Origin of the sequence: Fictibacillus terranigra, from assembly GCF_030412265.1 — a bacterium.
In the GTDB taxonomy this organism is placed as follows: Bacteria; Bacillota; Bacilli; order Bacillales; family Fictibacillaceae; genus Fictibacillus_C; species Fictibacillus_C terrinigri.
The window spans coordinates 705,052-717,583 of record NZ_JAUHLN010000001.1 but is presented as its reverse complement, the minus strand read 5'-3'; the positions used below and the strand labels follow the sequence as shown (position 1 = coordinate 717,583).

At 46.0% G+C, this 12,532-nt stretch carries 13 protein-coding genes; 3 read left to right on the top strand and 10 right to left on the bottom strand.

Annotation, left to right across the window (positions count from 1 at the left end; genetic code table 11):
- Nucleotides 1-83: 83 nt before the first annotated feature.
- Nucleotides 84-1,532, top strand: a complete 1,449-nt coding sequence (gene cls / locus QYF49_RS03455; protein ID WP_290398224.1) for a cardiolipin synthase — start codon at nucleotides 84-86, stop codon at nucleotides 1,530-1,532.
- Between the two features lie 72 nt (nucleotides 1,533-1,604).
- Here the strand turns inward: cls and cccB are convergent, their stop codons facing one another.
- Together cccB and QYF49_RS03445 are read right to left on the bottom strand one after the other, a co-directional pair.
- On the bottom strand, nucleotides 1,605-1,928 hold the full coding sequence (gene cccB, locus QYF49_RS03450) for a cytochrome c551 (protein ID WP_290398223.1): 324 nt from the start codon (nucleotides 1,926-1,928) through the stop codon (nucleotides 1,605-1,607).
- A 14-nt stretch (nucleotides 1,929-1,942) separates the two neighbouring features.
- A complete protein-coding gene (locus QYF49_RS03445) occupies nucleotides 1,943-2,821 on the bottom strand; it encodes a LysR family transcriptional regulator (protein ID WP_290398222.1) in 879 nt (292 codons plus the stop codon).
- 101 nt (nucleotides 2,822-2,922) lie between these two features.
- Between QYF49_RS03445 and QYF49_RS03440 the strand changes: the two genes are divergently transcribed.
- Nucleotides 2,923-4,035: a citrate synthase/methylcitrate synthase gene (locus tag QYF49_RS03440; RefSeq protein WP_425589538.1), complete on the top strand. Its 1,113-nt coding sequence runs from the start codon at nucleotides 2,923-2,925 to the stop codon at nucleotides 4,033-4,035.
- Between the two features lie 50 nt (nucleotides 4,036-4,085).
- Here QYF49_RS03440 and QYF49_RS03435 read toward each other — a convergent pair whose 3' ends face one another.
- From QYF49_RS03435 to QYF49_RS03400, 8 genes are all read right to left on the bottom strand, one after another.
- The gene (locus QYF49_RS03435) at nucleotides 4,086-4,634 is read right to left on the bottom strand and encodes a bifunctional transcriptional activator/DNA repair enzyme AdaA (RefSeq protein WP_290398221.1); all 549 of its coding nucleotides are present in this window, start codon (nucleotides 4,632-4,634) and stop codon (nucleotides 4,086-4,088) included.
- A 26-nt stretch (nucleotides 4,635-4,660) separates the two neighbouring features.
- Entirely contained in the window at nucleotides 4,661-5,524 is an 864-nt protein-coding gene (locus QYF49_RS03430; RefSeq protein ID WP_290398220.1) for a methylated-DNA--[protein]-cysteine S-methyltransferase, read from the bottom strand.
- Complete coding sequence (locus QYF49_RS03425; RefSeq protein WP_290398219.1) at nucleotides 5,505-6,299, bottom strand: isocitrate lyase/PEP mutase family protein; 795 nt, start codon at nucleotides 6,297-6,299, stop codon at nucleotides 5,505-5,507. Before QYF49_RS03425 ends, QYF49_RS03430 begins: the two co-directional genes overlap by 20 nt.
- A 133-nt stretch (nucleotides 6,300-6,432) precedes the next feature.
- A complete protein-coding gene (locus QYF49_RS03420) occupies nucleotides 6,433-7,065 on the bottom strand; it encodes a YcnI family copper-binding membrane protein (RefSeq protein ID WP_290398218.1) in 633 nt (210 codons plus the stop codon).
- Between the two features lie 20 nt (nucleotides 7,066-7,085).
- Complete coding sequence (locus tag QYF49_RS03415; protein ID WP_290398217.1) at nucleotides 7,086-8,693, bottom strand: copper resistance CopC/CopD family protein; 1,608 nt, start codon at nucleotides 8,691-8,693, stop codon at nucleotides 7,086-7,088.
- A 42-nt stretch (nucleotides 8,694-8,735) separates the two neighbouring features.
- Nucleotides 8,736-9,188, bottom strand: coding sequence for a hypothetical protein (locus QYF49_RS03410; RefSeq protein ID WP_290398216.1), 453 nt, complete (start codon nucleotides 9,186-9,188; stop codon nucleotides 8,736-8,738).
- Between the two features lie 344 nt (nucleotides 9,189-9,532).
- On the bottom strand, nucleotides 9,533-9,703 hold the full coding sequence (locus QYF49_RS03405) for a hypothetical protein (RefSeq protein WP_290398215.1): 171 nt from the start codon (nucleotides 9,701-9,703) through the stop codon (nucleotides 9,533-9,535).
- 69 nt (nucleotides 9,704-9,772) lie between these two features.
- The gene (locus QYF49_RS03400; protein ID WP_290398214.1) at nucleotides 9,773-11,047 is read right to left on the bottom strand and encodes a murein hydrolase activator EnvC family protein; all 1,275 of its coding nucleotides are present in this window, start codon (nucleotides 11,045-11,047) and stop codon (nucleotides 9,773-9,775) included.
- Nucleotides 11,048-11,783: 736 nt separating this feature from the next.
- Between QYF49_RS03400 and QYF49_RS03395 the strand changes: the two genes are divergently transcribed.
- Nucleotides 11,784-12,380, top strand: coding sequence for a cupin domain-containing protein (locus QYF49_RS03395; RefSeq protein ID WP_290398213.1), 597 nt, complete (start codon nucleotides 11,784-11,786; stop codon nucleotides 12,378-12,380).
- Nucleotides 12,381-12,532: the final 152 nt, after the last annotated feature.

Genomic DNA, 12,532 nt, shown 5'->3' with positions numbered 1-12,532 from the left:
TTATTATTTGAAGAACTGGGAATATACAAGGAGAATATGGTATGTTATACATCTACCGTACTCTTGCTTGTTAAGGAGAATTTATGCATATTTTTTCTATTTTACTAATGCTCGTTACCATTTTGAATATATTGCTTGCGGCCGTCATCGTATTTCGGGAACGCCGCGATGCCGGCTCCACTTGGGCCTGGCTCCTTGTTTTGCTCTTCATACCCTTAGGAGGCTTTTTTCTTTATTTACTCTTTGGGCAAAACCTGAGCAGAAATCGGCTTTTTCAATGGGATGACCAAAAAAAGCTCGGTTTGGAGAAAACATTAAACAGCCAGATGAAACATCTTAGGGAGGGCTCTTTTGAGTTCTGCAACGAACCTGAACGGGCCAGCCAGGATCTGATCTACATGCAGCTCCTCAATAACCAAGCTCCATTTTCCAGAGATAACTCCGTTGAAATATTTACCGATGGGGAAAAGAAATTCGAGAGCCTGTTTAAGGATATCGAGCAGGCTGAGCACCATATTCACCTTCAGTATTACATCATAAAAAAAGACAATCTTGGCAGAAAAATAAGAGATATGCTGATCGAAAAAGCGAAGCAGGGAGTTAAGGTGAGAGTTCTTTACGATGAATTGGGATCACGAAGGCTCACCAAGCGCTTTTTTTCAGAGCTTCGAAAAGCAGGAGGAGAGGTCGAAGTCTTCTTCCCGACAAAGTTTGCCTTCATTAATTTTAGGATGAACTACAGGAACCACCGGAAGATCGTTATTATCGACGGAAAGATTGGATATGTCGGCGGTTTTAACGTTGGCGATGAATACTTGGGCCTTAATCCGAGGTTTGGTTTTTGGCGCGACACCCACTTAAAGATCCAGGGTACGGCCGTCCACTCCATGCAAACCCGCTTTATTCTGGACTGGAACCAAGCCTCTTATGGACATGATATTGATTATGACCCGGTCCTTTTTCCAGACGAGATCGGCAAGGGCAGCATCGGCATGCAGATTGTGACAAGCGGCCCTGAATCCCAATGGCCGCAAATTAAGGACGGATACATTAAGATGATCTCCCTGGCCAAAAATTCGATCACCATTCAAACCCCTTACTTTATTCCTGACGCCAGCCTGCTGGACACGCTGCGGATCGCCTGCCATTCCGGGGTAGACGTAAAGATCATGATTCCGAATAAGCCGGATCATGTCTTTGTATACTGGGCATCGTTATCGAACATTGGTGACTTGCTGAAGGCAGGAGCAAAAGTCTATATTTACGACAACGGCTTTATCCATGCTAAATCGATCGTGGTCGATGATGAGATATCCTCTGTCGGAACCGCTAATTTCGATATCCGAAGTTTAAAACTCAATTTTGAGATCAATGCTTTTATTTACAACAAAACGATTGCCAAAAAACTGATGGACGCTTTCCATGAGGATGTCAAACTTTCAAGAATGCTGACATGGGAACAATATCAGCAGCGTTCAAAATGGATCCGGTTCAGAGAATCTATTTCCCGCCTGCTCTCCCCCATCCTATAACAAAAAACCGCCTGTTCGGGCGGTTTTCTATGTATTCCTCTCCGTTTGTCTTCGCATGTCTCACTAAGATGCTTATTTGTGTTCTTCCTTCAGCCACTCCGCCACAAGCCTGGCGTCACCGCCGGTCAGGATTCCAGCCGGCATGCCTTTCCGCCCTTCCAGAATAATACTCATGATCTCTTTTTCCGAATACTTGCTGCCAATATGCTTCAAAGAAGGTCCGGTTGCTCCTTCAAGGTTGTTGCCGTGGCAGCTGGCACAGTTTTGCTTGAACACACTGTCAGCTGCTTCGCGGTTTTGGTTTTCATGCTTTTTCTGCTGATCCGCTCCGTTGTTGGACGCACATGCTGCCAGAAGCAGGACCGCCATACTGATCATTGCGATTTTCTTTTTCATTGATTATCTCTCCTTTAAATTCGATGGTTGGAAACAAAGGAAAGGAATTCTCTTTGTTTGGAGTGATCGTATTTTGCCAGGGCATATGTATTCGCATCGGGCAGCTGAATGGAGTGGCAGTCCACTTCCAGCATCCTTCCCTCCAGCAGTTCTCTCCTGACCGTAGAGGCTGGCAAAAAGGATACACCAAGCCCTTCTACAATAAATCTTTTTGTAATATGCACCTGGGAAACTTCCATCATTCGTACACCTGGATGCTTTGCCTTTATGCTTTTTATGAGGCCGCCCCAGTACCCTGGATGGTTATGAGTCAGCAGATAGTTGGATTCCAATATCTCCCCTTCATCCAAAGGTGGGGCGGATTCCGAGTCTCTCCCGTCATGGGTACAAACAAAGATTACCTTGTCTTTGTATAAGAGTTCACAGATTAAATTAGGATTGGCCGTCGGCAGACAGGATAGCCCGATGTCTACTTCTTCCTTCAATACTGCTTTTTCAATATTTTCCGAATCAATGATTCTGACCGATATTTCGGTTTCAGGGTGCTTATTTAAAAATCGCTTCAGAACAAAAGGAAGAATCGTATCCGCAATGAGCGGGGAAATCGCGAGGACCAGCTTGCTCGTATAGCCCTGGCTGAAGGAAGCAAGATCCTCAAGCCCGCTTTCATAAACAGAAATGAGCTTTTTCGCATGATCCAAATAGCGCTTCCCGTCTTCCGTCAGCTTCACTTTTTTTCCTTCCCGATGGAAAAGCAATACCCCGATTTCTTTTTCAAGCTGCTTGATATGAACGGTTACAGAAGGCTGTGATATGTAGAGTATCTCTGCTGTCTTTCTGAAATTCCCCGTTTCTGCTGCCGTTAGAAAGGTATATAGCCAATTAAACTCCATTATTATCTCCTTATTAATGATCCTAATCAAGTTCTTTAAAAGGATTTAATTTTCTTAATTATATCTATTTTATACAATGTTATCAAAGAGGAAAAGGAGAGATGATCATGGAAAAAGGACTCAAAGGTGTGGTCGCCGCACAAACATCCATCAGCCTTGTGGACGGAATTCAGGGCAAATTGCTGTACAGAGGATTAGACATCGGAGAAGTGACGAAACACTATTCTTTTGAAGAAACTGCGTATTTCCTATGGCATGGACGATTTCCTGGTGGACCTGAACGAGCACAACTGAAGAACGAGTTAAACCAGAACCGGGTGCTTTGTGACTCCATGAAAGAGGTCATTGATCACCTTCCAAAAGGGATGGATTTAATGAGTGTGATCCGAACCGCTATCTCTTCAGAAGGCACTGAAAAATATGGCTGGAAACCTACCATAAGCCAAGCAATCAGACTGACTGCTCTTGTTCCAAGTATCATAGCGTACCGCACAAGAAGAATGGCAGGAAAACCTTTTCTTTCTCCTCGCGAAGATTTAGATCATGTTGAAAACTATCTCTTTATGATCAATGGTACAGCACCATTAAAAGCACATGCCGAAGCACTTGAAACCTATATGATCCTTACGCTGGAGCATGGGATGAATGCTTCGACTTTTGCAGCCAGGGTAACCGCATCGACAGAATCAGACCTCGTTTCTGCTGCAACGTCGGCCATTGGCACGATGAAAGGCCCTCTTCACGGGGGTGCACCCTCTGGTGTGATCGCCCTCTTGGATGAGATTTCGCAAGCAGGCGACCCTGAAAAAGTGATCAGAGAAAAGTTAATCCGTGGTGAGAAGCTGATGGGATTCGGACATCGTGTATATAAAACCGTTGACCCACGGGCGATGGCTTTAAAAGAACGCCTCTTAAACATGTCGGGAAAAGACCAGTGGCTTGATCTGGCACTTGAGACAGAACGTACAGCTGTTGCTTTATTGCAGGAATTCAAACCAGGCCGTTCATTATATACGAACGTAGAATTTTATGCTGCCGCGATTATGAAGGCCATTCAAATGGATGAACAGCTGTTTACGCCAACCTTTACGGCCAGCCGAATGGTAGGCTGGACTGCCCATGTGCTAGAGCAGTCTGAAGACAATGCGATCTTCAGGCCCGAATCTGTATACATCGGCCCTGAACGCAGTATGGCAGATGTACAGCACAACTGATTGTATAAAAAAACACTTTCGTGTGTGCACGAAAGTGTTTTTTACAGTGCTTATCTTAAGCGGCGATACTCATTCGGAGAGCAGTTCATCATCGTTCGAAAAACTTTATAAAAATTAGACGTGCTTTGAAAGCCAGCTTCGTAGCAGATTTCGAGATTCGTCAAGCTGGAATGCTTCAGGAGGTGCACGGCCTTGTCTACCCTGACCTTCTCGAGATACGTACGCGGAGTGTCAGAAGTCGCCTGCTTAAATTGCCGTTCCAGGTAAAATGGGCTGACACCTGCATGATCGGCAATGTCCTGTAGAATTAGAGGTTTTTTATAATGCATCAGAAGAAATGATTTTACGCCCGTGACCAGCTCCATCTGCGGAGACAGCCCGGTATCCGGCTGACATCGTTTACAGGCACGAAATCCCGCCTCTATCGCTTCGGTTATGGTTTCATAAAAATCCACGTTGATTTTTTTCGGTTTTCGTGAGCGGCAAGAAGGACGGCAATAAATTTTGGTCGTTTTAACCGCGGTATAAAATAAACCGTCATACGAGCTGTCACACGCCATAATCTTTTCCCACATCTCTTCAAATGATAGATTAGCCATGGCTTTCTGCCCCCCTTCCTATGCCCTCATTGTAAACTTCTGTTATTTTCAAGTTCAAGAAGAAATTGTTTTCTGTCCAGTCCTCCAGCATACCCTCTCAAATCACCATTATCCCCGATCACCCGGTGACAGGGAATAAGGATGCAGATGCGATTCTTTCCGTTTGCGTTCGCCACTGCCCTTACGGCTGTCGGCCGGCCCAGAACCTCCGCCTGTCCTTTATAGCTGCGTGTCGTGCCATACGAAATCTCCCTCAGCGCTTTCCATGTCTGCAGTTGAAAGTCTGTTCCAATGCTGGCGGCAGGAATAGAAAATTCATACCGGAATCCTGCAAAATACTCTTGCAGCTCAATACCTAATCGGCTGCCTAATGAAGTTGATCTCTTTTTAAGATTGGCGTTCAGCTTCTTTTTTAAGAAAAGCAGTTCTGCCGCAAGCTCACGCCGGTCCATAAACTCCAGCAAACAGCATTCTTCTTTATAAAAACAGGAGATCATTACACCGATCGGGGTCCAGTATCTTTGATAGGTTACAGTTTCGGTAAGCATCGAATCCCTATTATTCTCGATTTTCAGCCGTTCATTTGCCTCTTTCACATATTCATAGCGGCGAATATCCTCATCCTGTCCCGCTCGTTCGGACCCATCGCTTGATGGTTTGCAAACTTTGCATTCTCGGAACCCAAGGCAGATAAGGTCAAACAGCCTTTTGGAAAAAATGGTGTTCTTCTTTTGGGGTGGTGTGGCACTGCATCCAAAACGGCATGCGATGCCAGTTGTAGAAACACCGATATAATAACCTTCATTTCTATCCTTCTTCAGCAATTTTTCGTAAAAAGCAGCATGCCTGCTGTCTTCAGGCTCAATTAAGTCATACCGGTTCTGAAGCATAATGTTCACCTTCATATAATCGTTTTGTGTTTACGGTTTGAAGGACCTCCAGGGCTGTCTTTTCCATCATAGCAATCACCTGGTCCGAAAACGCATTTCCGAAACTGAGGCGTTTGACTCCCCATTCCTTTAATGGGCGGCCATCTGTCAGGCCAGGGAATGACAATACATTCAATGGGACGGAGATATTTGATGCCATCTCCTTAATATCATACTCGTCCGCCACCCCCGGAACAAAAATTCCGCTTGCTCCGCTTTCGGTATAGACTCTCGCCCGTTCAAGCGTCTCGCTTAACGGATCTTCTCTTTGAAAATAAGTGTCGACGCGGGCGTTAACATAGAAATCATGATAGCCTCGGCTGTCGAGCGCTTTTCGAATCATTGAAAGAATCTTTCCATGCTCAACCATGTCACGGAGGCCTTTTTGTGATTTCAATGAATCTTCGAGATTGATGCCTGCTACTCCGGCATCGGCTGTCCGCAAGACATTTTCCACAATCCCCGCAGGTTCTTCTCCATAGCCGGCTTCGATGTCTGCAGAAACCGGAATACTGACGTGATCCACGATACTTTTGATCACGTTCAGATGCTTCGTGAACTCAAGCCGTTCCCCATCACTGAGCCCAAATGTGTTCGCAACTCCCCAGCTCGTCGTCCCGATCGCTTTAAACCCTGCTTTCTCCATCAAAATGGCAGACAGCACATCCCACGCATTCCCTAACATAAGCAAATCCTCACCCTGATGCAAATCGTTAAACACCTTTATCTGATCCATCTCATTGCTCACCTCTTCCGTATTCTGCCCTAATTTTAACAGCTGTATCTTTCAAAATCGTCCTCATTCTTGCTCTTATGGTCGGAGCAGACGACCGAAAAAAAGGATCCGCAGGAGCAGATCCTCTGATTCATTATCTTCTTTTTCTCGCAGAAAGAACGAGTGAAATCAAACTGAGCAGTAAGGCAGCACCTGACAGGTACAGCGGCAATGATGAATTGTCTTGATTGTCTTGATCGTCATCTGTTTCTTTTTCTTCATCGTCCATGGCTCCGTGCATATGGCCATGCGCGTCTCCGTTACCTTTCATCACTTCTGTAACAGAAGCTGGCGTTTCAGAACTCTCTGGTCCTTCCCAGGCGACAGTGCTGCCGTCCTTGTACTTCTGATAGGCTTTCCAAACAATCTTTTTTGCTTTGTCCCCTACTTTACCCTGCATATTAAACTCTGTGAACTCGGTTGCAGCAATCCCTTTTCCCTCGGCCGTCCATGTCACACTTTTAATAAGGCCCTTTGAATCCTTTTCGATCGAATATCTCCATCCAGGCATCGGTTCAAAACGGGAGATCTCAACGTCCTTCGGTATCTCCACCTTTACTTTCACTGTTGGAACATCCTTCTCGCTGGGAACTCGCACGGAAAATTTTTCGTAGGTGCCCTGCATGGTCTGCTGCGGGAATACGACTACGTGCGCACTTGCCGATCCTGAGAAAATAAAGAGTGATGCGGCACATACTGTTACAATAGATGTTAGTTTTTTCTTCATATTTACCATTCCTTCCACTGCTATGGCTGCAATTTATAGATTTTAATGTCTTTAGAAACGGAGATCTCATCCACATCGGCGTCTATTACCCTGATGGTTATTCTCCACTTCCCTGGAAAAGGCGGATATGCTCCTGTTTTTCCGTACGATGAATGGCGGCTGTCTGATCCTTTTTCACGTTTCAACGGGACAATGATTTTCGGAACACTCGGCTGATCCAAGGACTGAAATTGCAGTTCTGCCTTTTCAATCACCGGTTCTCCCTTTTTTGTGACAGTCTTTACGTTAAAGCGATTGGCTCCTGGCTGAAGCACGGACGTATGGATTTCAAGCCGCACGCCGTTTTTACGTTCTTTCCAATTCAGTGCCTCGTTTTCAGGATTAGGGCTTAGCTGAGTGAACACAGCAACAATGATAAGGACGGCCGCCATTAAGGAAAGGTCGATCTTCAGGAGCGTACTGACCGAGGCCTGTCCGTTTCTTTTGTTCAAATAAAAGCGAAGGAAAGCCCCGGTTATGAGAATGAGGACAACGGCAACCGCTTTTAAACTTAAGAAGATGCCCCAGGCCGTGTCCCAGATATAAGAGATTCTCGGCAGCAAAAGAAGGGAATACGGCACGCCCGTTACGATCAGCACACATAAGCTGACCAGGGCCGCAGCAGAAAACCTGCTTATAAAAGCGGCGGCATCAGATTGGTTCTTCCGTGAGCTTTGATATAAATAGCAGAGTCCGCCGGCCCAAACTGAAGCAAACAGCAGATGCAGCACATCAAGCCCAACAGCTGCTGCCGCCATTTCCTGCCCCGCAGCGTGTCCGTTTAAACTTTTAGCAAGAAGCAGCAGTGCGGCCCAGGTGATATCAAACCATGCCCTCCTCCAGGTTAAAAACAACCCGGCAGCGGCGACAGCAAGTGACAGCATCCAGGACCACCCGACAGCCGAATGGATAAGAAGATCCGGCAGTTTGTTCCACGTCGATCCGTTCAGCAGGCCACTCGCTTGTATGCCTATGAAGCCGGCCAGTAAAAGGAGATGGATCCTTTGCAGCTGCCGTCCTCTTTTTATATAATCCTCTTTCTGTTCAGACCGGGTAAAAGGTATAAACGACTTCCATAGCACCCAGCCGGATGCCAGAAGCAAAGCGATGTAATAAAGCGTTCTGACGAGCCATGAGGCGGGATTATATACATTTTCCTCATGGTTTCCTGATTCCCCCGCGGGCAGAGCTGGCGTGCTTCCTTTAGAGGCGGTATTGCCCACTGTAAATAGGTAAGCGCCATTTACAGGATGGCCATCAGCTGAAATCACCGAGTATTGAACAGTGTAGACCCCTTTTTTCTGAGAAGGAACGCTTACACTTAGTGAACGCTGGTCCTTACTCATGCGCGGCTCTTTTGTAATCACATCCCCTCTATCATCCAGTATTTTCAAAGAGTACAGTTCCTTCTCCAATCGTTCGTTGAAGGTTAACTTCACGGAAGGAGGCATGGTGCCGAGACTGCTTTCCTCGGACGGATGGGACTGGACAAGAAAAGCGTGGGCGTCCGCTTGCTGCGGCAAAAACAGCAGCCAGGCTGATACTAGCAATATAAATACTTTCAAAAGCTCCACTCCCGTACGATCCATGATGCATCCTATTATTAAAGCCTTATCAGTATAGACCAATTTTCACCGGATCAATATCGCTCTTAAGAGTGATTTCGACGAAAAAACATGCCCGCTATTTTGCCGGCATGCTTGATCTTTGTTCTGATCTATTATGCCAGGGTTCGCTGACATGATGGCTTCTGCGGTGCCCCATACATACGGGAGGAACGCAATGACTTCCTGTGCTTTGTTTAAAATTTGCAATGCCAAGGTCTGAAAGAAGATGGCTGAAAGCGGGAGCCAGTGATTCTCGGAGATCTCGACCAGCATCTGCCGCAAGGATCGTGTGGCACCGTGCAAACGTCGCAGCGATCCAGAATACAGCTTCCCGGTAATATCCGAACTGAAAAAGAACGGCGTCCTTGAAACCGATGCTGTCTCATCAAAAATAGTTTCAAGGTTTGTTAGATGATGTTCCACCTTTTCACGCGTTAAATGTTCACTGCCTTGCAGCTTCAAAAGATCTCTATACAATTTTTCCTGTCCGTATTAGGCTAACACCTCCCGTGCTTTGAGGCAGCGAATCCTAACGGTAGGATTGCGAGCGCGGCGGCGAGAAGAACGTGAGTCACCCCCCCTGCTGGAAACAGCCGCTTGTTACTTGTTCATGAATGGGTGCTTCCGGATGAATCGCTGCGAGTCCCCGCTTTAATCCTTCTCATGGCGTTTTGGCACCGGCAACACCCATCTTTTTATCAGCAAAGTGCTTACCAACATCCAGCTGAAGTCTTTGCAGATGTCCGGTCGGGTCAGCGATGATTGCTTCGTACGAAAACTGCCTGCCAAGCGGTAAGAGGAAAGCACTTCTTCGGCTGTTTTTAAAAGGTGTTGAGATAAACGAGATCGGCGTCTGAACCAATCGGCAGTTCGTCGTAATCTGACAGCTCGATGATGGATCCGCTGAAATAGGCACCCAAAAACCAATCTTCAGGGCTGGCGTTCTCCCTTACCCAATCTTCTGCAATGCCTCGAGCTTGGCCGGTTTTCATCTTTCCTCCCCTTTTTAATTGACAAAAAGGGAAGCATGGAGAGTGCTCCGTGCTTCCCTGAAGTATTTTTTAATGTAGATATGGGATTGGATTTACAGCATTGGATTTCGCGTAATTCCACTCACCTTTATGAAGTTCAAAGTGAAGATGCTGTCCTGTGGAATGGCCTGTGTTGCCCATCGTTCCAAGACGCTGTCCTTGGGTAACACTTTGTCCTGTGCTGACTGCGCGCTCACTCATATGGGCGTAAACCGTCGTATACAGCTGGCCGTCGATGTAAGAAGAAACAAAGACAACATTGCCGTAAGAAGACGATAGGTAAGAACGGGCTACCGTTCCTGAAGCCGCTGCTGAGATCTGGTTGTTCGCTCCCGCTGCAGCGATATCGATGCCCGGATGGAAATCACTTCCGCCAAAACGTTTGCCGAATGGGGATGAAACGTAGCCATTAGCCGGCCAGATAAAATTCGCAGATACACTAGGCTCGCTGTGAGTCGGCGCTGGTGAAGGCGCTGAATCTTTACGTTGTTCCTGTTGAGCTGCACGTTTCGCTGCCTCTTTACGGGCTGCTTCTTCACGTTTGCGCTGTTCTGCTTCTCTTTTCGCTCTTTCCATCTCTTCTTTTACCGCTTTTTCCTGAGCAGCAAGGATTTCATTTTTCTCTTCGATGCTTGTCACGTCTTCATGAAGATGTGTTTCTTTCTTCTTTAACGAAGCGGATAATCTGTTTTTTGCTTCTTTTTGTGCGCTCAGTTCACTGTTCAGCTCGTTCAATTCCTGAAGCTTCGCATTTAAGGAATTCAGCTTTTGTTCTACTTGCTTTTTATCCTGTTCCACTGCTGCTTTATCGCGCTTTTGGTCTTCCAGGATGGATTTATCGGATTCTGCGATCATATTTAATGAGATCAAACGGTCAAGGAAATCACCAAAACTCCTTGAGCCGAGTACGACATCAAGGTACTTCACCGCTCCACCGCTCTCATACATGGAACGGACACGCTCTTTTAAGATCGCATCGCGTTCTTTGATGCGTTTCTGAATCTTGACGATTTGGTCTTTCAAGCTTTGAATCTCGTTTTTCGTCTCATCAATTTCTGTTTTTTTCGTCTGGATATCATTTAACGTCTTTTGAAGAGTAGACTCAATCTTTTGCAGTTCCTCAAGGACTTGGTCCTGCTTTCCTTGTACGTCTTTTATTTCTGCGTTCTTCTCTTCCTTCTTAGCCTGGTTTTCAGCTTGCTTTTTATGTATCTCACTTAACGTTTGCGCGTTAGCAGAAGTGTATGTAAAAGCGCTCAGGCCAATGCTTAGAGATAATAATCCCTTTATTACCTTGCTTTTCAATGGTATTGCCTCCTCCATACGTTCTCCTACACCCTCGTAATCCCAAGTGCAATTATATCATTTAGAAGAGGCCGTTTTTGGGCAATTACATTACAACTATATATCAAAATGTTACAAAACCCGCGTTAAAACCCTAAGAACTGTAAGAATGAGTGATTAATTGACATATATGAGGAGGTTTTACTTTGTAGAATGGTGGTGATTGATGGAATTCCGGGGTTGGCTGATCTTCCTATTTAGCGCGGCGGAGTTATCTGAATTATCTGTTTGGATCAATTTTCGATCCCCTCGAATATTTCTTTATCCCTAAAACCGACCTTCTCACGGGCGTTCAGGGCCCGGTTTGCTTCACTCTTCCCATGAAAAGAAAAAGAGGAAGGTGGGTCTGCCACGCCTGCTCTCATTCCTCCAGCGACGCACACATCTCCTCTTTAAAGGATTACTATTATCTTATTCAACCGACTATCACAAATAAGCAATGCCGGGACTTTCTCCAGCTTTCGTCTCGATTTATCGTTCAGCATCTGCTTTCTGCCATGCACCTTCAGCACACAGGAACCACCAAGGGAAGCCACTACGGCTCTCCAACTTTGAACCCGGGAATTAAAATAGCCCCGGCTGCAGTCGTAAACAGAGAAAAAAATGCCAGTAAGCTCCAAAAAAATATTGTCACGGCCGCTGGGCATCTGCCATAGGGTAGTGTAACGACCATTTGCATAACGAAAGAAGGTATACAATGGTGCAAAATTTGGATTACACGTCTCCAGCGATCCAATACACCGCTGATGTCAACCAAAATGTGTTCACCAAGGACAGTCAGAATTTTATCAATGTCTTGGGCATTCAGCAGTTAAACACCTTGGACAATGTTTCTCTATTGGATATTTTCCTGAGCAGGAGTAATGTGGTAGAACCTCATTATCATCAAAATGCCGCTGAGCTTGTGTATTGCATTTCCGGCGGGGCAGCCGTTTCTATTTTCAATCCGTTCACGAAACAATTCCACCACTACCACATCGGACCCCGGCAGGTCGCAAACGTCCCCCAGGGCTGGTGGCACTACGAAGTTGCAACAACCGATGAAACTCACCTGCTGGCCATTTTCAACTCACCGACTCCTGATGTCATTCTCGGTTCAGACCTTTTAAAATTCACTCCGCCCAATATCATGGCACATACGTATTGCCTCGATGAAACACAATGGATCAACACTATCGCTCCGGTCCAATCCACGACCTTTATCGGACCGCCAAGCAACTGCCATCGGGAGTACAATGAGAATCCTCATTATAGAAGCCACTACCCTCAGCCCTTCTATCACCCGCCTTATTAGTCAGCGATAGCAAAAAAGGCTTTCACTCAAGGAAAGCCTTCACCCAGGAAAAGAGCCAGACGGAACTCTTGCTCTTTCCTTTTTTATTTTCCTGTTTTCGCGAACGTTGCCATCCGTTCTCCAATTCATCACGGAGCAAATAACTTATAAAG

Bases quoted from the DNA above. Each gene is read 5' to 3' on its own strand.
- QYF49_RS03395 (WP_290398213.1), top strand. From the start codon at position 11,784: ATGGTGCAAAATTTGGATTACACGTCTCCAGCGATCCAATACACCGCT.
- cls (WP_290398224.1), top strand. From the start codon at position 84: ATGCATATTTTTTCTATTTTACTAATGCTCGTTACCATTTTGAATATA.
- QYF49_RS03430 (WP_290398220.1), bottom strand. From the start codon at position 5,524: ATGCTTCAGAACCGGTATGACTTAATTGAGCCTGAAGACAGCAGGCAT.
- QYF49_RS03405 (WP_290398215.1), bottom strand. From the start codon at position 9,703: ATGAAAACCGGCCAAGCTCGAGGCATTGCAGAAGATTGGGTAAGGGAG.
- QYF49_RS03415 (WP_290398217.1), bottom strand. From the start codon at position 8,693: ATGGATCGTACGGGAGTGGAGCTTTTGAAAGTATTTATATTGCTAGTA.
- QYF49_RS03420 (WP_290398218.1), bottom strand. From the start codon at position 7,065: ATGAAGAAAAAACTAACATCTATTGTAACAGTATGTGCCGCATCACTC.
- cccB (WP_290398223.1), bottom strand. From the start codon at position 1,928: ATGAAAAAGAAAATCGCAATGATCAGTATGGCGGTCCTGCTTCTGGCA.
- QYF49_RS03425 (WP_290398219.1), bottom strand. From the start codon at position 6,299: ATGGATCAGATAAAGGTGTTTAACGATTTGCATCAGGGTGAGGATTTG.
- QYF49_RS03440 (WP_425589538.1), top strand. From the start codon at position 2,923: ATGATCATGGAAAAAGGACTCAAAGGTGTGGTCGCCGCACAAACATCC.
- QYF49_RS03445 (WP_290398222.1), bottom strand. From the start codon at position 2,821: ATGGAGTTTAATTGGCTATATACCTTTCTAACGGCAGCAGAAACGGGG.
- QYF49_RS03435 (WP_290398221.1), bottom strand. From the start codon at position 4,634: ATGGCTAATCTATCATTTGAAGAGATGTGGGAAAAGATTATGGCGTGT.